Source organism: Bacteroides faecis (assembly GCF_020091505.1).
Lineage (GTDB): Bacteria > Bacteroidota > Bacteroidia > Bacteroidales > Bacteroidaceae > Bacteroides > Bacteroides faecis.
Map to the genome: position 1 here is coordinate 127,743 of NZ_CP081916.1, position 24,130 is coordinate 151,872.

General features: G+C 40.2%; 13 protein-coding genes. 3 read left to right on the top strand and 10 right to left on the bottom strand.

What is annotated here, in order from left to right:
• Nucleotides 1-97: 97 nt before the first annotated feature.
• Nucleotides 98-1,192: a pectate lyase gene (gene pelA, locus K6V30_RS00955; RefSeq protein ID WP_055270579.1), complete on the top strand. Its 1,095-nt coding sequence runs from the start codon at nt 98-100 to the stop codon at nt 1,190-1,192.
• Nucleotides 1,193-1,324: 132 nt separating this feature from the next.
• Here pelA and K6V30_RS00960 read toward each other — a convergent pair whose 3' ends face one another.
• The 10 genes from K6V30_RS00960 to K6V30_RS01005 form a co-directional block, all read right to left on the bottom strand.
• On the bottom strand, nt 1,325-2,485 hold the full coding sequence (locus K6V30_RS00960; protein ID WP_055270581.1) for an acyltransferase: 1,161 nt from the start codon (nt 2,483-2,485) through the stop codon (nt 1,325-1,327).
• Nucleotides 2,486-2,618: 133 nt separating this feature from the next.
• Nucleotides 2,619-4,253: a fumarate hydratase gene (locus K6V30_RS00965; RefSeq protein ID WP_055270584.1), complete on the bottom strand. Its 1,635-nt coding sequence runs from the start codon at nt 4,251-4,253 to the stop codon at nt 2,619-2,621.
• Nucleotides 4,254-4,564: 311 nt separating this feature from the next.
• On the bottom strand, nt 4,565-6,556 hold the full coding sequence (locus K6V30_RS00970) for a DUF4954 family protein (protein ID WP_029425720.1): 1,992 nt from the start codon (nt 6,554-6,556) through the stop codon (nt 4,565-4,567).
• A 57-nt stretch (nt 6,557-6,613) separates the two neighbouring features.
• Nucleotides 6,614-7,873 carry a GTPase HflX gene (gene hflX / locus K6V30_RS00975; protein ID WP_055270586.1) on the bottom strand — a complete coding sequence of 420 codons (1,260 nt, stop codon included), beginning with the start codon at nt 7,871-7,873 and terminating at the stop codon, nt 6,614-6,616.
• A gap of 105 nt (nt 7,874-7,978) precedes the next feature.
• Entirely contained in the window at nt 7,979-9,439 is a 1,461-nt protein-coding gene (locus tag K6V30_RS00980; RefSeq protein WP_022301465.1) for a SusD/RagB family nutrient-binding outer membrane lipoprotein, read from the bottom strand.
• A gap of 19 nt (nt 9,440-9,458) precedes the next feature.
• Nucleotides 9,459-12,359, bottom strand: coding sequence for a SusC/RagA family TonB-linked outer membrane protein (locus K6V30_RS00985; RefSeq protein ID WP_055270589.1), 2,901 nt, complete (start codon nt 12,357-12,359; stop codon nt 9,459-9,461).
• A 467-nt stretch (nt 12,360-12,826) separates the two neighbouring features.
• On the bottom strand, nt 12,827-13,327 hold the full coding sequence (locus K6V30_RS00990) for a lipid-binding protein (protein ID WP_055270591.1): 501 nt from the start codon (nt 13,325-13,327) through the stop codon (nt 12,827-12,829).
• Nucleotides 13,328-13,337: 10 nt separating this feature from the next.
• Entirely contained in the window at nt 13,338-14,030 is a 693-nt protein-coding gene (locus K6V30_RS00995; protein ID WP_022301463.1) for a BT_2262 family domain-containing protein, read from the bottom strand.
• Between the two features lie 27 nt (nt 14,031-14,057).
• Nucleotides 14,058-15,554, bottom strand: a complete 1,497-nt coding sequence (locus K6V30_RS01000) for a SusD/RagB family nutrient-binding outer membrane lipoprotein (protein ID WP_055270593.1) — start codon at nt 15,552-15,554, stop codon at nt 14,058-14,060.
• A 12-nt stretch (nt 15,555-15,566) separates the two neighbouring features.
• Entirely contained in the window at nt 15,567-18,758 is a 3,192-nt protein-coding gene (locus K6V30_RS01005) for a SusC/RagA family TonB-linked outer membrane protein (protein WP_224207237.1), read from the bottom strand.
• A 451-nt stretch (nt 18,759-19,209) separates the two neighbouring features.
• Here K6V30_RS01005 and K6V30_RS01010 point away from each other — a divergent pair, with 451 nt between their 5' ends.
• Together K6V30_RS01010 and K6V30_RS01015 are read left to right on the top strand one after the other, a co-directional pair.
• Nucleotides 19,210-20,400 (top strand): site-specific integrase, encoded by a 1,191-nt coding sequence (locus tag K6V30_RS01010; protein WP_010539501.1) that lies wholly within the window; start codon nt 19,210-19,212, stop codon nt 20,398-20,400.
• A gap of 821 nt (nt 20,401-21,221) precedes the next feature.
• A complete protein-coding gene (locus tag K6V30_RS01015) occupies nt 21,222-24,128 on the top strand; it encodes a SusC/RagA family TonB-linked outer membrane protein (protein WP_262903700.1) in 2,907 nt (968 codons plus the stop codon).
• The last annotated feature ends 2 nt before the right edge of the window (nt 24,129-24,130 follow it).

Here is a 24,130-nt window from a genome sequence, read left to right on the forward strand (position 1 = left end):
CCAATTTTTATGCCATTAAGAACAGATATTACCCTTCATTCCCGACCTTTTCTTCTACATTTGCACACACCATAACATTCACTTAACAATAGAAGTCATGAGACAAACAGCCTTTTTCTTTCTGTTACTTTTCATTCAGACCGGAGTTTCAGCCCAAGCAACAGATTACAGGAAACAACAGAATTACAAAGAATGGGTACACCTCGCTCCCAAGTTCAATGATGCCTTTTTCCGGACAGAAGAAGCACAACGCATCGGAGACAATGTATTATTGTATCAGCAAGTCACGGGAGGCTGGCCCAAAAACATTTACATGCCGGCAGAACTGACAGAGCAGGAATACACCAAAGCATGGAATGCGAAAGGAGACGTCAACCAAAGTACCATTGACAACAACGCCACGACAACTGAAATCCAATATCTGGCCCGTCTTTATCAAGCTACACAAAAAGAGAAATACAAAGAAGGAGTACTGAAAGGCATCCAATATCTACTCAAAGCGCAATATGACAACGGCGGATGGCCTCAGTTCTACCCGCGTCCTACAGGATACTATGTCCAAATCACATACAATGACAACGCAATGGTCAGAGTCATGCAGCAGTTACGGGAAATCTACGAAAAGCAGTCTCCTTATACTTTCATCCCCGATGAAACCTGCCAGCAAGCACGTAAAGCCTTTGACAAAGGAATAGAATGTATCCTCCGGACACAGGTTCGCCAAAACGGGGACCTGACAGTATGGTGTGCACAGCATGACCGCATCACACTGGAGCCCTGCAAGGCACGTGCATACGAGTTACCTTCATTGAGCGGACAAGAATCCGACAATATCGTGCTTTTGCTCATGTCTCTCCCCCATCCATCGGAAAAAGTAATTGAATCGATAGAATCAGCCGTCAAATGGTTCAAGAAATCCGAAATAAAAGGAATACAAAAAGAATACTTCACCAACAGTGACGGAAAAAGAGATTACCGGATGATCCCTTGCGAAGATTGCCCCATACTATGGGCACGTTTTTATGAACTGGATACTAATCGTCCTTTCTTCTCCGACCGCGACGGAATTAAGAAATATGACATATCGGAAATCGGACATGAACGCCGGAACGGATATAGCTGGTACAACAAAGATGGCAGCAAAGTACTGGCAAAATATGAGAAATGGAAGAAGGAATTAAATAAAAAATAATATCGGAAGAAACGATAAGAGGGGGATGTCAAAAGTCAATAGTAATTAAACTCTCCTCCTTCAGGAAGGAGGATAATCCAGTTACTATTAACCTTTGATAACCTCTCATCTATTTCTATTTTCTATAACTTATTATCCTACTATATATTTAGCAACCTTTCCTGCACGATAGATCAGCCATACCAATCCCCATGAAACGGCGAAAGCAAGAATAGCGGCTACAGGTATCTGCAAACCAATCGGCATATTAATAGCTCTCATCAGCACGACCGACGGCCCTGTAAAGAAATAATGTATCATATAAATACCGAATCCGCATACAGTGAGATTCGCCAATGCCTTTTTCATTCTTTCCGAGTTCACTTTTACTTTCTTTGCCAGCATAAACACAGGTATCGTCATCATTACAACATTAAGAGAACAATAGGTAAAGAAGAGTTCCAGCATCTCATCCGTATATTCCGGCAATGCGGTTATATGCCTGAAACCTAAGAATGTCACCGCATAACCGACTGCAAACATCGGAATGCCAATCGCCAACGTTTTCTTCAAGCTCCATTCCAGATTTTTCAGATAATGCCCCAACAACAGATAGCCATTGAAACCGGCAAAAGCATACAGCATTCCAAAAGAGTTCCATGAACAGGTTCCCCATAAATAATTAGAAACAAACTGATAATAATAAGGAAGCAGCAAAGTTACCCCCCAAGCCAGCAGAAACATCAGTTTGGCACGTTCCGAAGCCTTCTCTACCCAAGCTGAGAAAACCGGCAAATACAGATACAGCCCGATAAGCAGATAAATATACCACATATGCACGGCTAAAATGGAGAAGTTGAACGGAATCATCAAAATATATTTCAAAGATACAGAGAATGATTGCTGCATCACTTCCTCTCCCGCATACGGGAAGAAATCAAGAATAATCTGAGGATTCAGTCCCAACAGGCCTGTAATCCAAGGGAACAGATTATATAGCACCGACCATATCAGGAACGGATAAAAGACACGGGGAATACGTTTCTTGTAAAAAGTAGAAGTATCACCTCTTACAGGCAGAAGCAATGCACCGGTAATCATCACAAACAGAGGCACGCACGGACGCAGTACAGATCCGTAGATAGCACCCCAAAGTTTTATTTCTCCGATATTCGGAGCCGTACCGGGATAAAAATTAAACGGATCGGTGCAATGACAGCAGACAACTGTAAACATCGCAATAAAACGAACGACATCCAGCCAAACAATATGCTGGTTCTTTTGATTGGATAAATTCATCACTAGTGGTTTCATGGTGTTTTAATTATTAGATAAGCAAGTTTATAAAAAAGGGATGCCCATACGAAAACTGACAGGTATCCCTAAAATGAATGTTTATGTAATCAACCGCAAGAATTACTTGCTATTACTTATTACTTGTTACTTATTATTTGGCACAACGTGGTTTAATCTGTTTGAAGAAGTCATTTCCTTTGTCATCTACCAAAATAAATGCCGGGAAATCTTCTACTTCTATTTTCCAGATAGCTTCCATACCCAATTCCGGATATTCAACACATTCAATGCTCTTGATATTATTCTGAGCTAGGATTGCAGCCGGTCCGCCGATAGACCCCAGATAGAAGCCGCCATATTTCTGACAAGCATCTGTAACCTGCTGGCTACGGTTACCTTTCGCCAGCATAACCATACTGCCACCATGACTCTGGAACAACTCAACATATGAGTCCATACGTCCGGCAGTTGTCGGTCCCATTGAACCGCAAGCCATACCAGCCGGAGTTTTGGCCGGACCGGCATAATAGATAGGATGATCCTTGATATACTGAGGCAAATCTTCTCCACGATCCAAACGCTCTTTCAGTTTAGCATGAGCAATATCACGACCAACAATGATTGTACCGCTCAGTGACAAACGAGTGGATACGGGATATTTAGTCAGTTCTTTCAAAATTTCAGCCATCGGACGGTTCAGATCGATTTTCACTACATCACCTTCACCAGCCTGGCGCAATTCAGCCGGAATCAGACTGCCCGGATTTGAATCTAGTTTCTCAATCCAGATACCTTCTTTATTGATTTTACATTTGATATTACGATCCGCAGAACAAGATACGCCCAAACCTACCGGGCAAGAGGCGCCGTGACGAGGCAGACGAATAATACGGACATCATGCGCCAGATATTTACCACCGAATTGTGCGCCCAATCCAATCTTGTGAGCTTCTTCCAGCACTTGTTTTTCCAGCTCAATATCACGGAAAGCACGACCATACTCATTTCCTGTAGTCGGCAGATTATCGTAAAAGTGAGTGGAAGCCAGTTTCACAGTCAGCAGATTCTTCTCGGCAGAAGTACCGCCGATAACGAAAGCAATGTGATAAGGAGGACAAGCAGCTGTTCCCAAAGTCTTCATCTTTTCAACCAGGAACGGAACCAGTGTACCGGGATTCAGAATTGCTTTTGTTTCCTGATACAAATATGTTTTATTGGCAGAACCGCCACCTTTAGTAACACAGAGGAATTCGTATTCCATTCCTTCAGTAGCTTCGATGTCAATCTGTGCAGGCAGGTTACATTGTGTATTCACCTCATCATACATATTGAGAGGCGCATTCTGAGAGTAACGCAGATTCTCTTCAGTATATGTTTTATAAACACCCAGTGACAGAGCTTCTTCATCCGTATAGCCAGTCCATACCTGCTGTCCTTTCTCACCGTGGATAATAGCGGTACCGGTATCCTGGCAGAATGGAAGTACCCCTTTGGCTGCCACTTCTGCATTACGCAGGAAAGTCAATGCTACGTACTTATCGTTCTCACTAGCTTCCGGATCACTCAGAATCTTAGCAACCTGTTCATTGTGCGAACGACGAAGCATAAATGACACATCACGAAAAGCAGTATTAGCCATCGCAGTCAAACCTTCTTTCTCAATTTTCAGGATAGGATGTCCTTCAAACTCGCTTACCGATACATAGTCTTTTGTAAGCAGATAATACTCAGTTGTATCTTTTCCCTTTTCAAACATGGGCTGATACTTAAACGGAGGTGTTGCCATAATCTCTTTTTTTATTACGTAATGTTAGTTAGTGAGGCAAAGGTAGCAATTAAGAATGAAGAATGATGAATGATGAATGAAGAATTAAGAATGAATAACGGAGAAAGGAACAATGCCCACTGCAACAAGAATAGTTTCTTGTTACAGTGAGAATTTATTCTCACCGTGATGAGTTTTTTTTCTCATTGCGATAAGAAAATTTTCTCATCAAGGTGAGATTTTTTTCTCATCAAGATGAAAACTAGCCGAGAACTCTGTACAACAAAAGCTATTATAAATGAATGAATTAAAGAATAAGCCAGCTTTATCATTTAGTCTTGAATGGACTCAATTCTTTTGATCAGTTCATTTCCAAGGGCCGTTTTATCTTCGATATGTTTTAATACCGCTGTAACAAATGTGTTACTTTCAAAGTCACCGCGTACTTGTTCAAAGTCCTGCTTCATTTCATCATGAGACCCATCCGCCCCGAATCCTGTCATTGAAGACAATGAGAACTCTTTACGGGCATCATCATATACCATTTTATCGAGACCCACTACTGCCTCCTTCCATGTTTTCACGATACAGATTATGTCCTGCGCTGTTATCTCATCCGGATTCAAGCCATAAAACTCCTGAATTTTGTTATAAGCCCAAGTCCACTCATACGTATAGTAATTCTCGTGCATTTCCGCAAAGCTGGCATTAATGGATTTCAATCGGTTGACTGAACCATTCTCGATACCATCGAGCAGGCGGTCTATTTCACTTTTAGGAGCGATCAGTCCGGACATATCCACCCATTCACCAGTTCCGATTTCCGTATCCGGTTTCAGACGCTGGCGTATCTCTTCATTACTTTGGAAATTAATACCCTCCAAGCGCTTTATGATTGAATTCCCCAAAAACTTATGAATAGCAATTTCATAAAAACGAATGCCGTTGTTCAGAGAAGAATTTTTAATCTTTGCACTTTGGAAAGAATAGATTTCAGATGTTTCCCCGGATACCCGTTTAAGATCCTTCAGAATAGAGCGTCCTTTGAACATTTTCTGAATAGTATATGGACTCAGAAGATTATAATTGATATAATCCAGGCGATTCGGATCTTTCCGCTTATCACGTTTCGGCCACTTCTGAGCATCGCGAATGGTACCTACACTTCTCAGATTCACTCCCGGAACCAAATAAGTCGTATTTCGTTGCTCAATCAGATAAGAGAAAGGAAGGTTAGAAGTATCGGCATGATTAACGTGTCGTCCCATTACCAGAGAGAAAGCTCCGACACGTGCCGGCCATAAGATATACGAGTCTGAAGTCGTTTTAGCCCCTCTTTCCATTGTTCCTTGATGGATAGGTCCCAATTTATACATGTGGTTACTCTGATTGGAGCCCGATCCCGCGTTCATAAACGAGAACATTCCGGCAATCAATAAAGTCGATTTGTGGTGAGTCACTGTAAAAGGTCCTGCAAAGATAGCACATGCTTCTCCATTCTCTCCCTGACAGTTACTAAAGAACAAGGAATCGGAAGCTGAGTAGTTATGCCCCAACTTACATGCCTGACCAACAAAACAACGGGTCAACATTGTACCGTCATCCACTTCAGAACCAGAAGAAATAATGAAATCATCACATATTACTCCATGTCCGATGTGTACAGGTGCTGTTACATTACTGTTTACACTACCGTTTGATAAACGACAAGTACCACAGATATGGCAATAATCACCGATTCTCACATTCTTGATAGATCCCGTATTAAGGATCATCACATGGTCGCCTATACTGCCTGTAGCAGAAGCATGTTTATTGGAATAATAATCAGCAATCGCTTTCATGCGATTAATCAGTTCCGGGCGGTGGCGATATAAGGCCAGTATGTACGCTTGGTGTGCCGACAGCTTATCATTAATCAGCACTTCACGCCCCCCCGTTTCATTGAGCACTGTTGCTTCTACCCCATTACCAAAGGTGCTCAGCCCATCTACTAAAATGATATCTACATTTTCAATGAAGGTATCATTTCCAATTTCATAATTAGCAATGTAGTTTTGAATGTTTTCAATGCAGCAGTTATCCCCTACTACTACATTGTGCAGAGTGACATGACGGAGTCCCGAGTGTTTCCTGATTCCTCCGGGCAGCGTAAATTCGGCATCAAATACGCCTAATTTCACTTCACCCGAAAAACGAGTATGGTGAACATACTCACAGTTAAAGCCCTCAGCAACCGAAACATTCCCCCAATCATCAGCCAGACACGACTGGCTCTTCAACTGAAGCACTTCGTCTTCAGTCAGTTTACGATAGTCTTTCATATAGATAAAAAATAGATATGTACCGCCTCCCCCAATCAGTAAGCGGTACATTGATTATTATTCTTCCTCTTCGTAAGTCTGATAAAGAAAATCGTTATAGGGATACTTTTGAACATGCAATTCTTTCACTCGCTGATAAACCACATCTTTCAGTTCGTCTATATTGATTCGTTCGCGGGCGGAAATAAAGAGGCAGTTGTCCTCCATCTTTGCCATCCACGTCTTCATCAGTTCTTCGAGTGTTAAGTTTTCCTTTGTTCGGGGGGTAAGGTCGTCCGGCGCTTTCTCCACGTAGGTATAAGCGTCTATTTTATTAAATATAAGTATCATGGGTTTGCCGCCGCCGCCAATGTCGGCCAGTGTCCTGTTCACCACTTCAATCTGTTCTTCAAATCCGGGATGAGAGATATCGACTACATGTAACAATAAATCTGCTTCTCGCACCTCATCCAAAGTCGATTTGAATGAATCCACCAGATCGGTAGGCAATTTACGGATAAATCCGACTGTATCAGATAAGAGAAACGGCAGGTTATCGATGATCACTTTACGTACCGTTGTATCCAGTGTAGCAAAAAGCTTGTTTTCTGCAAAAACTTCGCTCTTTGACAGTAAGTTCATGATTGTCGATTTTCCAACGTTGGTATAGCCAACCAGTGCGACACGGATCATACGTCCTCGATTTTTACGCTGGGTAGCTTTCTGTTTATCAATTTCAGCCAGACGTTCTTTCAGCAATGACATACGGTTCAAGATGATACGGCGGTCCATTTCGAGCTGCGTTTCACCCGGTCCGCGAAGTCCCACAGAGCCTCCTTTACCGCTTCCGCTACCTGATCCACCACCTTGGCGTTCCAAGTGAGTCCAAAGCCGTTGCAGACGTGGCAACATATATTTATATTGAGCCAGCTCCACCTGCGTCTTCGCATTGGCAGTCTGAGCGCGCATCGCAAATATATCGAGAATCAATGAAGTACGGTCCAGTATCTTCACTTTCAGTTCGGCTTCAATATTACGTATTTGTTTCGCGGAAAGTTCATCATCAAAGATAACCATTCCTACTTCACGTTCTTCTTCCTCTTCCGTTCGTATATATTGTCTGATCTCTTCCAATTTCCCTTTTCCGACATAAGTTACCGAATTGGCAGTCGGCAATTTCTGTGTAAATCGTTTTACTACTTCCGCCCCAGCCGTCTCAGCAAGGAAAGCCAATTCATCGAGATACTCGTTTGTTTTCCGCTCATCCTGCGTCTGGGTAATGAGTCCGACAAGTACTGCTGTTTCTACTTTGGCTTCGGATATTATAAATTCTTTCATTCTTTTCTTCTGATATATAAATCTAAATATGGTCGCAAATATAACAAAAAAAAAGAGGACAATGTTGTATTGTCCTCTTTTTCGTAACCATTTATAATAATTCGATTATAAATCAAACCATAATTTTTCCCAGATCTTCGGAGATTCTTTCGGAGCATTGATATTAGCCGTCATCTCTTCGGGGCTATATTCCCATCTTCTGATCAGTTCTTTTGAAGTTGCATCTTCCGGTACTTGCAAAGTTGGAACTTCATTGCCTGCAGTTCCGGAACGCCTCCACTGCACGAACTCCTCGAACGGACGGTCCATCAAATCAATCCACTGTTGCATATGAATCTCATATAATGCATTCTCCGGAGTCACTGTTGTCAATTCCGGCAAACCTGTAACATATGTATCAATATCGTTTTCAGCTACTCCATAGAATGCACATGCTTCCCGAACGCCTTTCTTGTACAATTCATTAGCCTTCGACAGATTCTGAGCAACTCCCAAACCGCGAGCATAAGCTTCCGCTTCCAGAAGCAGCTGTTCCTGACAAGAGTAAATCAGCTCCGGCGCATCTTTCCTGAAAAGATAGCTGCTCACAACAGATGATAACATATTATCCTTGTCATCTGTCTCAGCAGGCTCACGGTTGCCTAACCCTCTGTACACACCATCGGCACCCGGCTCAAAATAACAAGGAATACGGGGGTCATTGCGTTCCTGCATCGGCTTCAGCATATAATTGCTGGCAAAAAACAAAATCTGCGTACCACCGACCAACTCTATAAGTTCATATTTAGGATTCTGATTGCCCGGGTCTGTAGAATAAGGGAATACCAAATTATCTGATGCTGATGAAACCATTCCTCCAGCCTGCAACATCGTACCAATAGCAGTAGCCTTAGAAGGATCTTTGTCTACCATGACCATCAGTGTCCTGAACTTTAACGATTTTGCCAGAGTCATCCATTTGTTCATGTCACCTTTATAATAGATATCGTACTCATCAATCGCATTAGCATCATTCAGATCCATTACCTGCAATGCCTCATCAAGCAACGACAGAACACCATTCAGCACACTTTCCTGAGAATCAAACTTCGGATATTTGATTGTTCCGTTCCATGACTCGGTGAAAGGTATGTCTCCCCATAACATGGTTGCTTCATACATATGTTCAGCCAGCAGAATCTTACATTGTGCAATAGCATTGTGATTCACCGGATCTGATTCTTCTGCATTTTTAATAGCCAGCATCAAATTGTTGCCACCAACAGAATAATAATGTTTCCACACGTTTCCTGTGCTGTAGGGAGAAATGGTATATACTGATTCATCCCATCCACCATAATCAAGTCCACCGTCAACCTGACACTGTGAACTCATAGATAAAGGAATATAGAAGTCACCACCTGTTCGTGTTCCGGCCCAGTTTACAGCTGCATAGTTAAATAAATATCCGGGATCAACTTTCTCGGCAGTATTGGGGTCATGGTTAATATCAAGCCAGTCGCTGCATGAGGTAAACAGCCCACATGTCAAAGCGCTTAATGCATATACTAATATTTTCTTTTTCATAATCATCTTCGTTTAATTCTTACAATGTTAATCTGAGATTAAATCCGAAACTTCTGGTAGAAGGAATGCTGTTAAACTCTACACCACCTCCGATTTGAGAGGGACCAAAAAAGTTTGCTTCCGGATCAATATGCGGCACATGGTCTTTGATGATCCATAAATTACGTGCCTCGAAGCCTAAATCCAATGATTTAACAAAGAAACTCTTGAACCATTTACGTGGGAAACTATAAGACAGTTGTACCTCTCTAAGTTTCACGAATGATGCATTATAGATATTTCCTTCATTATTACTAGAATTGGACACATGTTGCCAGTAATCCTGCATACTCTTCACCGGCACATCATTAGGTCTGTAGGTTCCGTCATCCTGAAGGATTACGCCCGGTTCGATAAAAGAAGCATCTTCACGATGAGCTACTGTTTCTGCAGCCAAACCGCTGCTTCTTAAATTAGCAACAGTTTCTGAATACAAAGACCCTCCATGACGAATATCAATCAAGAAACTGAAGGTCAATCCTTTATAAGTAAGTGTGTTATTAATACCCATTGTAAAATCAGGATAAACATCTCCCAGGCGTACGTTATTGACAGTTTCTCTCAAACCTGTCTTAGAATTGATCACATAATTGCCTTGATCATCACGCTTCCAGGCAGTACCGTACAAACCGAACGAATCACCTTTCGCAGCCTTAATCTGCAGACCACTCAATCCGCTTGTTAATGTATATTCATCAAGTCCTTCGGCCAATTCTTCCACAGTCTGCTTATTAGAAGCAAACGTTGCATCCAGATCCCATTTAAAGTTACGTGTTTCTACAGGTGTCAAACCCAGAGTTACTTCGACACCTTTATTGGCAATCTTTCCGGCATTGATATTATTAGCAAAGTAACCTGTTGATAACGGGACATCAATACTTACAATCTGATTCTTTGTAATGTTACTATAGTAAGTCATATCCAAACGAATCTTTCCACCGAAGAAACGTAAATCAGCTCCGACTTCGAATGAACTTTGATTCTGAGGTTTCAGATTTTCATTCGGCAATACACGAGGGCCGGTAAAACCAACCAGTCCCATATGTGGGAAAGTATTAACATTGCCCAAATATTGCAAGAAATAAGTACTGGCAGGAGTATATTTAAATGCTAAATTATATGGGTCTTCATCACTACCCACATTCGCATAGCTTAAACGAACCTTACCATAATTCAGAATGTCTTTATTCTCCATCAACTCTGTGAAAATGAAACTACCGCTGATAGACGGATAAAAATAAGAACGATTATTGACAGGCAAAGTAGACGACCAGTCATTACGTCCTGTTACATTAACGAAAAGCATATCTTTATATCCCAAGCTAATATCTCCATACAAACCCACAAGACGTTTCTTTTCATAATAATTCACCGGAGTAGTAGACTTTGCATTAGTGTATGTATATAACTCGTCAACTACGAGATTCTGAGCTTGTACATTCTCATTTTTCCATTCTTCCTGATAGAGATTGTGACCTATCATAGCCTTAAAATGATAATCATTGGCAAAAGTCTTCTCATAGGAAACCATTAAGTCATTATTTATAATTCTTTTATACAAATTCCAAGTCTGGAATTTACCGTTCAAGGCTCCTACAGTACCTTTTGCATAAACTTTACGTCTTCCTTCTGTATAGAAATCCGTTCCGGCATTATTAGTAATAGTCAATCCTTCAATCGGTTTATAAGTCAATGTGATATTGCCGATCATACGATCCAGATTATTGGTAAACTTATTCTTATTAATAATCCAGTACGGATTATTACTTTTACCTTCCGGGTCTAGCGTAATTTGTTTACCATTTTCATCAATCCAATTCTGCTTGATGTCATGAATATCAATGGTTCTTGGCAATCCATTGATCAATGGAATCAACAAGTTACTATCATTTGCTCCCTGTGCCGGACGACCTTCTGAATCAGAACGTATGTATTGAGCAGAAATACGTCCTGTAAAGTTATTCGTAAAGTTCATACCTGCATTCACAGAAAAAGCATATTTATTATAGTCAGAACCAGGTACAACACCCGTCTGGTTGGTAGAGGTAAAACTCAAACGGAAATCAGCTTTTTCACCACCTCCGGCTACTGATACATTATTAATATAACTCATTCCGGTTTCATAGAAATCCTTCACATTATCAGGATTTGCCTTCAAAGTCACTTTATCTCCTTTATAATCTGTAAATTGCTGATCTTGTACCGACGAAATCTTCGGTCCCCATCCATTCAACATCTTTACATTATACACTCCGTAACTACCCTGTGCATACTCATTCTGGAAATCAGGCAATTTGAGTACATTTTCAAATCGTGTTGAGGAATTCACCGTAACAAAGACCGGTGAGTTCTTTTTTCCTTTCTTTGTGGTAATAACAATTGCACCATCCTTTGCACGCGCTCCATACAATGCGGTTGCAGCTGCACCCTTCAATACGTTGATAGATTCAATATCGTCAGAGTTGATGTCTCCTGCGCGGTTACCCACATCGACTATACCATTGGTTCTGTCAGGATTGTAAGAACCATTATCAATAGGAAGTCCGTCAATAATAAACAGAGGAGAAGAAACTGTACCAATGGAAGAAGCGCCACGAATCTGTATACTTGAGCTACCACCTACTGTTCCGGACGACTGTGCAATTTGCAAACCTGCAATCTTACCGGACAACGAATTAAGCACATTACTTTCACGCGCCTTAGTTATCTCATCTCCTTTTACACTGGAGACAGCATAACCTAAAGATTTTTCAGATCGCTTGATACCCATAGCTGTTACTACAACTTCATCAAGATTCTGAGAATCAGACTTTAATACGACTTTTAAAGTTGGTTTGATTTCAACTTCTTGTGTCCGCATACCGATATACGAAATCTGCAAAGTCTTTGCAGAACTAATAAATTTATATATAACTGATAATCAGAAAGATATACAGAGTGCAAATCAGTAACACAGGTCGATATTTTATCAAACAGAAATAGCCTATACATCTATTTGACAGTTAGTTAGCAAAATTCAGCTTATGATCTACTCTCTCTTTGTAATACCATTTCTCTACCGAAATGAGGAGTATTTATCTTATAATCAATATTATATCTGTAAAACAGGTAGCTATTATAAATAAAAAAATAGTATCATGTTATAAAAGGCGCCTTCATTTGTATACAATTAATCAGGTAATGGATATTATTAATTAAAAACATTATCCCATTCATTTTTCTTTTAAAGGCAAGCAATTATTGTAAATATTAGAGACTGCCATATATTGATCTGTCTTATTTGAAGTTAGATTGCAAAAAAGGCTGTTCCACTCGCGGAACAGCCCTCTCCATATTTAAACTCTTCTGTTAAAAATCGTCAGCAGGGAAACCTGTTCGACGAAAACCTGAAACCTTATAAGTTAATCCATCTTCATCGTCGTCGAACTGTACCATATATACGATACTGTCAGCAGGCATACCGCTAGGAGTTGTGGCAGCTTTTTCCAGTACCTTACCATCAGTTATCTTCACTTTGGACTCATATGTTACATTATCCACAAAGCCCGTTGTCGAGAAAGTCCTCGTTGCATAATTCACGTTTACTTTCAGTTTATATTCCCAGAAATTTCCTAAATCGTCCAGCCACATTTCAGTTTCACTGTTGCTGGCTGTATTGTAAGTACTCATTTGCAGATGTCCTGCTCCAAAGGGATCTTCTACTTCTTTCCCGTCAATAAATGCATTCACTGTCACCCACCAGTCTCCTGCCATTTTTTCAATAGCAGTACCACCTGGTTCTGTATCGTTGTCGCATGCCACGAATGTAAAAGCCAGTGAAACTAAAAGTAATATCATATATTTCTTCATAATCGTATTTTTATTGTTTTACTATAATGTCAAAAGATAGCTGACCGGCATAAGCAACAGTCCATTTCAGAGTCCCAGTCGCAGGATCTAATAATGTATTAGTCATTTGATCCATGGAATCTCCCCAACCTGCAACATAACTTTCCAGAGGAGTAATGGTATTATCATCATTCAATTCGAATTTACCAACCATTGCATAATCTGGTCCATAGCCAGCACGCTGGTCATACCAGCCTCCTAAGAAATCGCTGATATAAAATATTCCCGGTTCCATCTGCAAAATCACAATCTCATATCCACTGAAAGCTACCACAGAAGGGGCGGTACGCTTGCTTCCTTCGGCTATAGTATAAATTCCGGATTTCAAAGGAGAAGCAGTATCATCTGCTACATATACTGTTCTCGTGAATGTTTTGGCAAAACCGTCCTCATTGTATGCCGCATATACTAAATTGTAGATTCCCGGAGTGTTGACATCAACACTTCCTTTTATCTGAACTGATTCAGTTATATCCTCTCCATTCATTTCCGCATAATATCCCGGCTCCACAAAGGGTTGTCCTTTTTCTAAAACGATCTTTTCATCGCCTTCTCTTTCCAACGTTACAAAATAGGTGACTTTAGAAGTATCATCTGTTGATTTGTCGCAAGCTCCAAAGACAAACGGCAAACATACTAATATGCTGTATATTATATTTTTCATACGTAAAACTTACTAAGTTATTGGTTACTATTTGATATCCCACCAAACCGGAGTACTTCCCGGTACTCCTGCAGGAGTATTTACATTTTGCTGACGTGCGCTTAATGGATAAGTCATACGTTTCATCAGTCCGCCTGCTTCCAGACCATTAGTCCATGGTGCAACCAACTCTCCCGGAGTGTATACTGCCTCATTAGCTTGTATCTGAGCTGCTGAATAAGAAGATAGTTTCGGACAATCCGTACGACGAATCTCACTCCATGCTTCCATGTGATCCATATAGAAAAGAGCTACCCATTTCTGCATATAAATCAAGTTTAGCTTGTCTGCCAGTGTAGAGGCAGCAGACCATGCACACTCTCCTTCCAGAATAGTGCTTTCTTGACCTGTAAATCCACGAACGGCAAAGTCAGCAGTTACACCTGCTTCATAAGCACTTTTTGCATTCGCATCATCATTGAGGAAACGAGCATATACCTCTGCTATCAGGAATTGTAATTCAGCCTGAGTAAAGAAATAGACAGGTTTTGTAGCCCCGATAGAGTAATCAATCGCACTCACGTTTTTATTTTTCCAGTTGTCAGTACCCAGAATGCTTTGCATATGTGTTTTTCCTCCGGGAAGTTGACCGACATACTTTCCATCCGCATCTGTTTTACTAATACCATAGGCGATTCGAGGATCTCCCGTACTGCTTAAATAAGAAATTAATGGATAAGCAGCACAATGATTACCGGTCAATCCGACCGCATTTGTATTATACCATGGATTCCGTTTGTCTGTTTCATCCAAAAAACAATCCAGTTTCACGTCACCGGTAAAGAATTCGTTGTTTTGTACCAAGGTCTTCACTTTCTCTGTATACAAAGCCGCATCTATATTGGCATCAATGAAACGCAGATACATACGGAGGCGAAGAGCATTGGCAAAACCTTTCCATTGAGCGATATTTTTGTTGAATATCAAATCCGGCACATCCATACCGCTTCCATCCAAAGCAGCTTCTGCTGCATCGATCTCACCTAATATACCTTTATATACTGTTTCACCTGTATCCCATTTAGGTGTGGCATTGGCATTACCTTGCAGAGCTTCCGAATAAGGTGAGTCACTGGTATTATCTACCATTATCTGAAAGGCATATGCTCTTAGTATGGTAGTGGCGAAGCGGTTGGCAGGGTTTGTAGTCTTTTCCAGAACCTGCTTTGCATCTTCCAAAGCTCCTGCAAACAGGATTCTATAAGAATAATCCATTTGCTGGGAAGATTCGGTAAATGTATATTCACATAGAGTGTTATACTGATTCGACTCCGGTTTCTGTTCATAGTACTGAGCGAAAAAGCCAGCGTAATTATAAATTTCTCCGCCTACCGCCGAAGCAATGGAAGCACTGATAGAGGGGAATATCAAATCCGCCGTCACCTGATCATTCATCGGGTAGTTCGGGTCGTCATTGATGTTCAGGTCGCAACCTGCAAACAATGCTGTTGTTGCTAATGATGCATATAATAATATTTTTTTCATTTTTATTCCTGTTTAAAATTTAACCATTAAGTTGAAACCGAAACGACGTGAGCTGGGATTAGCTGTGTATTCTCCATAGTTACCTTCAAGGTCATTACCAAATGAAGTCATTTCGGGATCAATAAATGTATTGCTGGATGGAGTCCAGACAAATAAGTTATTGCCATATGCAGACACTTTTACTGCCTGGAAAGGAGTTTTTGCCAACCATCTTCTGGGGAGGTCCCAACCTAATACAACAGAACGAAGCTTGACGTATGATTTGTCTACCAGGAAGCAGCTTCCCATATCAGAGCCACCGTCACCCCAGTATTTATAAATGTTAGAACTAGTAATAGGAGTTGTATTTTCTACATAAGTAACGTTTTCTCCATTCACTATTTTATTTACTGAGTTAGGAACAATCAAAGGATTACGGTCATTGTAGGCAGTCTGTATTGCGTTACCGGTAAAATAGTTTATATCTTTAGTACGTGAATACATTACTCCCCCCTGACGGATATCAAAATCAATACCTAAGCTTATGCCTTTATATTTTAAATTAGTAGAAACACCCATTTGATATTTGTTATTCATATCTCCGCAGATTCCGAATTCGCTGGCTTCAACCGGAAGACCCGTTGATGAATTTACTACAATACGTCCTTGCGGATCACGTTCGGCTACCTGAGCCTTGAAAACACCAACAGGCATGCCTGTTATAGCGTACATACTGGTACCTCCATTGAGACCATAAATCGTTGTAATGCCACCCAATTCTTCCGGCAAACTGATCACCTTGCTCCAGTTCTTTGTGAAGTTCCATGTCAGTTCCCAACTAAAATCTTTTGTTCTTATCGGAGTACCGCTGATCAGGAGTTCTATACCACGGTTACGAATCTTACCCAAGTTCATATTCTGTGCTGTATAGCCTGAAGCAGGGTCCATAGCCAAAGAGAAAATCTGCTTATCGGTATTCCTGTTATAATAAGATACGTCAAAAGAGAGGCGGTTTTGGAAGAAAGCCATATTTAAACCGACTTCAGATTCTGTGGTCATTTCCGGACTTAATGTATTACTTCCGAGTACATTTCCTGCAGAGTAAGCGTTGACACCTCCTAGAGGGAAAGTCAGAGAACCGAAAGGTATTCTATTGGAAGATTGTGCATACACAGGATTAACCATATACACATCAGCATCGTTACCTGTTTTACCCCAGCTGGCGCGTATCTTACCAAAAGTTATCACATCCTGCAGATTGTCATTCAATAATTCGCTGAAAATAAAACTACCGGTAATACCGGGATAGAAGAAACTGCGATTTTCTTTCGGAAGAGTAGAAGACCAGTCATTACGGGCAGTTACCGTTAAATAGAGCATATTCTTCCATGAACCTTCAAACTGTCCGAAAACACCCATCAGACGTCTGAGTTCCATGTGCTGTTCTACTATAGGAGTTTTGCCGGAGTTCTTCAGATTAAACCATGTAGGAATCGTTAAATCATTAACTTCTGAATATTGATAAGAGACTTTACGTTCATTGCCATTGAAACCGACCAGTGCATTGACATTAAAATCGTTAACCGGCATATTGAAATTAACCATAATATCCTGGTTTATCTCGCGACGACGGGTTATCTGCTCGGAATATTGTCCGGTTTCACCAGAGAAAGGACTGCTGGAGCCCTGACCTTCTCCATTAGGAGTACCTTCATAATAAAGAGCGTACAGATTCGGTTTTCCTTTGTCACTTTGTCCTGTCGTAGTATCCAAGCCCATACGGTACGTAAACTTGAAGTATTTCAGGAATTCATAATCCAATTGAAATTTTCCGTAGAATCTTTCAGATTCATATTCATTCAAATAGTTATTCAAAATATAATAAGGGTTCATAACTCCGTAGGGGGTATAATAATATCCCGGAGTGTTGAACGGATCATTCTGGTCTTCCAGTCCTATTATGCTGATATCTCTTGGTGTCTGATATAAAGAGTTTAGCATGGACAAACCTTGTCCCGTAGTAGCAAAGTTATTCTTCTGATAAGCGTAATTCAGTGAAGAAGAGAATGTCAACACTCCTGCCTTATGGCTGCCGCGTGCAGAAAAAGTATATTTATCGTAGCTGTCAGCATCTGTCGGGATCATACCATCATCGCTGATCTGAGAGAATGATACATAATAATCACTTTTATCTGTAGCTCCATTGAATGAAAGGCTGTTGCTATATCTGAATCCCGCATCAAAAAAGTCTTTGATGTTATCAGGCATTGCCACATAAGGTTTCAGTTTCTGAGAGTTGTTGTACACATTCCCCCACAGCTGCATGGAACCATCGAAACGAGGTCCCCAGGAACCGTTCTCCAATTCTGTATGGTTGCCGTTCCATCCCATACCAAATTCATTTTGAAATTCCGGCAGACGCAGAACAGTTGACCACTGAACTCCACCGTTATACTCGATTCCAACTCCTTTTTCTTTCCGGCCACTTTTGGTAGTAATCATGACTACACCATTGGCGGCACGGCTACCATACAAAGCAGTAGCCGCAGCACCTTTCAAAATAGTCATGTTTGCCACATCATCCGGATTGATAGCGTTGGCACCGTTTCCAAAATCATATCCGCTATTCAAACCATCTGTAGAGTATACGGTAGAGTTATTCAAAGGTACTCCATCCACGACATATAGTGGCTGGTTGGTACCGGAGAGTGAGCTGACTCCACGGATAATGACCGAATTAGAGGCTCCGGGGTCAGATGAAGTGCTGGAAATCTGTACACCTGCAATCTTACCTGCCAAGCTTGACATCACATCAGATGTACGGCTTTCCGCAATTTTTTCTCCACCCACTGAGGTCGCAGCATAACCTAATGCTTTTTCAGATCTTTTAATACCCATTGCTGTAACAACAACTTCATCGATCTGTTGAGCATCCGACCTAAGTACTACCTTTAAATTAGGCTTAATCGCTACTTCTTGAGTTTGCATACCGATGTACGAAATTTGCAAAGTCTTTGCAGAACTTGGTACGTTCGCCAAATTAAAATTACCATCGATGTCTGTGATTGTACCTTGAGTAGTACCTTTTACCAACACAGAGGCTCCAACAACTGGTTGCCCGTCTTCTTCAGAAATCACAACGCCTGTGACTTTCTGAGTTTGAGCGGTTACTAGGCTTATGCCTACAAAAAGGCATGCCAATAACAGCATTAATTTTCTTTTCATAAATTCTCTCTTAAAGTTCAACTTTACATTAATTGTCTCTATACTCTAACAAGTTGCAAAATTATTAATAAATATGAAACTAACAATTAATTTGATAAAAAAAGGTTGTATATATAACATATTGTTATTTATAACATCAAAAAACATGCTGATAAACATCTTTATTCGCTTTGAATATTCCGAATTATCAAGCATTAAATGTCAATTTGTGAAGACAAAGTGTACTAATTAACATTCTGTTTGCTTGTTTTTGGACATAAAACTCACCCATACACGTTTCTTTTTGATTTATTATAAAGAAATGGCGATAAAAAAATAGCATTTAAATTAAAGTTATGTAAATACTTAATTATTGAATTTTAATTTTTGCAGAAATTAATGCAGGTTCAACCTTAATTATAGCACAGAACTTAGTTTAATTTGTTCTTAGTATTAACTAAAAGATTATAGAATGAAGAAGATTAGTTACAGCCTCGTGTTTAACAGAAAAAAGAAGCTGAACAAAAAGGGAATGGCATTGGTACAAGTAGAGGCTTACTTAAACAGGAGAAAAATGTATTTTTCAACCAGGGTATACCTTAAACCAGAACAATGGGACGTAAAGCGAAGGATGGTAAAGAACCATCCTAATTCAGATGCTTTAAATCGAATGCTATATGATTTTATAGCTGACATCGAACAGAAAGAACTTGGATTATGGCAACAGAGAAGATCGATATCTTTAGATTCGTTGAAAGACTCTATTGACAAACCGGAAAATAGTGGAAACTCATTTCTGACGTTTTTTAAAGAAGAAGTCAACAACTCTTCTTTAAAAGAAAGCACCAAACAGAACCATCTATCCACTTTAGAATTGTTGCAAGAGTATAAAAAAGACATTGTATTCACTGATTTGACATTTGAATTTGTGTCTTCGTTTGATAACTATTTGCAATCTAAAGGGTATCATCTCAATACCATTGCCAAACATATGAAGCATCTAAAGCGGTATGTAAATGTGGCTATAAATAAGGAATACATGGATATTCAGAAGTATGCTTTTAGAAAATATAAAATAAAAAGTATAGAAGGAAATCATACGCACCTATCTCCGGAAGAGCTGAATAAAATGGAAAATTTGATTTTGGAAGGGAAATTTACGAAGTTGCAAAAATCGAAGGATGCCTTTCTATTTTGCTGCTATGCCGGCTTACGGTATTCTGATTTTATAAATCTGACGGCTGCAAATATTGTTGAACTCCATCAGGAGACATGGTTGATTTACAAATCCGTTAAAACAGGTATTGATGTGCGTCTACCTTTATATTTATTATTTGAAGGTAAAGGTCTTAAGGTTTTGGAGCACTATAAAGAGGATCTGGATGGATTCTTTAAATTGAAAGATAATTCTAATGTAAATAAAGACTTGAATGCATTAGCTAAGTTGGCAAAAATGGATAAACGTATATCATTTCATACAGCACGTCACACAAATGCTACCTTATTAATATATAGTGGTGCCAATATAACCACTGTACAGAAACTGTTGGGGCACAAAAGCGTGAAGACAACTCAAGTGTATGCCAATATCATGGATATGACCATTGTGCATGATCTTGAGAAAGCGGCCCATTCAAAATTAGCTAATAGACAAAAAGGTTAGACATTGATTGTCTAAGAATGTCCTGTTTTTAAGATTGGTTTCAATAAAATTGATTCAGAATCTAACAATATGGCAGAAATAATGCATAAATCAATGTAAGAATATGCAATTTACAAGTGATTTGTCGCATATAAATGACTGTAATATACATAATAAGTGCAATGTCAGGACTCATTCCTTTTAAAGGGACGATCCGTTCCTTTAAAAGGAACAGATCGTTACTCACCGAGAAACATCTAATTGCTTTAAAAGGAAGAGTCAAAAGTAGTTTTAATTTCTAAATCTGTTCTAACTGATAGTTTTTTTGTCACAGGGGAATATATCATATCGAAACTAAACGTTTCTTTTATATTTAAAGGTGCAAGCTGATACAAACAATCGCATATCACAAGGAGACAATAGTAGACAGATATATTTCATCTGCAGATCTGCTGTTTTAAAATTCTGCCGATTTTTGTTACTACCACAAGCTAGTCTTGCATATTTTGAATTATACCATAACTAAATATGCTTTTATTCAGATTTGTTCTTTTTCTACTATTATGCAAAAAGTAATCATTCATTATGATTGGTGGTGAGAAATATCCAATAAATATAAAAATAGTATTCATTAATGGCGCTTCATATAAATAAAAAAAGACGCAACTTGCTTATAATAAATTACTTAGTTGATAAAAACGGATAGAAACAGGGTATCATCCGTTAAAGAAAAGGGTAGCTTTGATACTGATAAATAATTGATTATCATGTTTATATATGGATACAATAATATGTAAAATGATTAGGCTTATATTTCTCATTATTGTAATAATCAGCATTTTATATTAAAAATTAGTTCTGCAAAGACTTTGCAGATTTCGTATATCGGTATGCAGACACAAGAAGTGGCTATCAGACCAACTGTGAAAGTTGTGCTGAAATCTGATGCACAAAATCTTGATGAGGTTATTGTTGTAGCTTATGGTACTGCGAAGAAGTCTTCATTCACAGGATCAGCTGCTGTCATTAAGGCAGATAAAATCGTTTCCGGTTCTAAAGAGTCTTTTGACAAAGCGCTGTCCGGTAAAATGGCAGGTGTGCGCACAGCCTCAGCAACTGGTGACCCAGGTTCTATGGCCGAAATCAACATTCGCGGTGTCGGTTCTATCAGTGCTTCTAAAAGCCCGTTGTATGTTATTGACGGTGTTGTAACGAAGGCTGACGACGACATGAACTACTACGGTAAGACTCAAAGCGTATTGAGTACACTGAATCCTGAAGACATCGAAAGCATGACTGTTCTGAAAGATGCTGCCGCTGCTTCATTGTACGGTTCACGTGCCGCAAACGGTGTTATCATCATTACCACAAAGAAAGGTAAAGAAGGAAAAACGAATGTCAGCTATTCAGGTGAAGTAGGCTGGAACAAGATGGCTGTAAATGCTTTCAATATGATGGGATCAGCCGACTTGATTGACTACACACGCGAATCATTAGCCAACTGTCTGGTTACTTACGGAATAACAGATAGCAAACAAGCAGCATTGAACAACATCGATAACGGAGGTGATATGTTCATTCCTCTGCTCGACTCACCGGCTACTGTTGCTGACTTTATCCATGATCCATCCGGTAAAGTAAATACGAACTGGAAGAAAGAAATCTATCGTACTGCTTTCACTCAAGATCACCAGGTATCTATCAACGGCGGTTCGTCAAAGACTCAGTTCTATGCCGGAGTTGGCTACAATAAGAGCGAGGGTATCGTTCTTGGTAGTGACTTCGAACGTATCTCCGGTCGTCTGAACGTTAATCACAAAGTAAATAACTGGCTGAACGTAGCTCTCAAGCAAATGATAGCCGCTACATCGCAAGATGGTTTCCGCGATCAGGGAGACCAGGCTCAAGGAATGGGTACTTCTTCTCCGATAGGTATTTTATTCGCAATGGACCCGACTGCTCCGGTAAAGAATGAAGATGGTTCATATAATAAAAATGCAGCATGGGGTAAAGTTACCAACCCGCATCTGATGCTAGGTGGTAAAGACAGCGATACAGCTCTGGAGTGGATTCAGACCAAAATGTTCCGTAGCATGACCAATGCAGATGTAACAATCAAATTCTGTGATAAGTTATCACTTAACTCTATCTTTGGTTATGACTATGTAGACAACAAGCACTTTGAATATTGGGATCGCAACAGCGTTAACGGTGGTTCCGTCAGCGGAATGGGTTCTCGTTATACCTTCGAAAGCCGCGTAGCTACCAGCTCTTCTACATTAAACTACACGGATACTTTTAAAGATATGCACAATCTGAACTTGATGGCCGGTTTCGAAGTTGAAAACAGAGACCTGCTGCAGATTGTAACTGTTGCCAAACGTTATTCAAGCCACTATCCCGAATTGGCCAACGGACAACCGGACCAGGCTGCAAGTTCAACCTTGGGAGCCGGCATGATGTCATATTTCGCAAGTGGCAATTATAACTATGATAACAAGTATTATCTTTCTGCCAGTTTCCGTCGTGATGGTTCGTCACGTTTGAGTGAAGACAACCGTTGGGCTAGTTTCTGGTCTGTATCCGGTGCATGGAGAATGAGTAAAGAAGGATTTATGCAAGATATGCCGTTATTTACCGACTTCAAGATCAAAGCATCTTATGGTACAAACGGTAACTTACCCTCAGATTACTATGGTTACATGGACCTGTATACAGGTTCCGGATACGGAAGTGCTCCCGCCATTTACTGGTCAAGAATGGCTAACGACAAATTAAGCTGGGAAAAATCCAAGAACTTCAATATGGGAATTGAATGGAATATGTACGACCGCGTAAATCTGTCTCTGGAATATTACAATAAGAAGACTACGGATTTGCTGTTCGAAGTACCTACTTCATTAATCACCGGCTTTGACTCCCGTTGGGAAAATTTGGGTGCATTGAAGAACGACGGTTTCGAATTGGAACTCAATTCTAAAAATATCAGCAACAAGAACTTTACATGGACTTCAAACTTCAACCTGACTTACCAACGTGCATTGGTAGACAAACTTCCTGAAGGAAAAGATATCCAGTATGGAGACGGAGAAATGTATCTGCACCGTGAGGGAGAGTCAATGTACACATTCTATCTGCCCGAATGGAAAGGTGTAAATCCTGAAACAGGTCTGGGAGAATTCTGGTTAGATCCTGAAGATCACTCAAAGGGAGTGGTAAATGACTACTCGGAAGCAGGTAAGGGAATTGTAGGAAAAGCATTGCCTGATGTTATCGGTGGATTCAGCAACACTTTCACATACAAAGACTTTGACCTGTCATTCCTGATCACTTATCAGTTTGGTGGTGACATGTTCGATTATCCGGGATATTTCTCTCATCATGATGGCGTAAGAATCGGTTCCATGAACCTGTCAGAAGATGTAGCCGGAAACTACTGGAAAAATCCGGGTGATAAAGTAGACAACCCGATGCCTATCTATGCCAACCCTTATCGTTGGGACAGATTCTCAAGCCGCACAATCAAATCGACTGACAATATTCGTCTGAGAGAAATGACAGTAGGATATACTCTGCCGGTATTGAAGAAGCACATTTCCAACTTCCGCATCTACTTCAGAGCAAACAATCTGGCTATGTTGTGGTCGAAGACTAAAAACATTGACCCGGATGTAGCGATCAATGGTTATCGTCAGGCAGATACACCGGCATTGAGAAGCTGTGTATTCGGCATTAATATCAAATTATAATC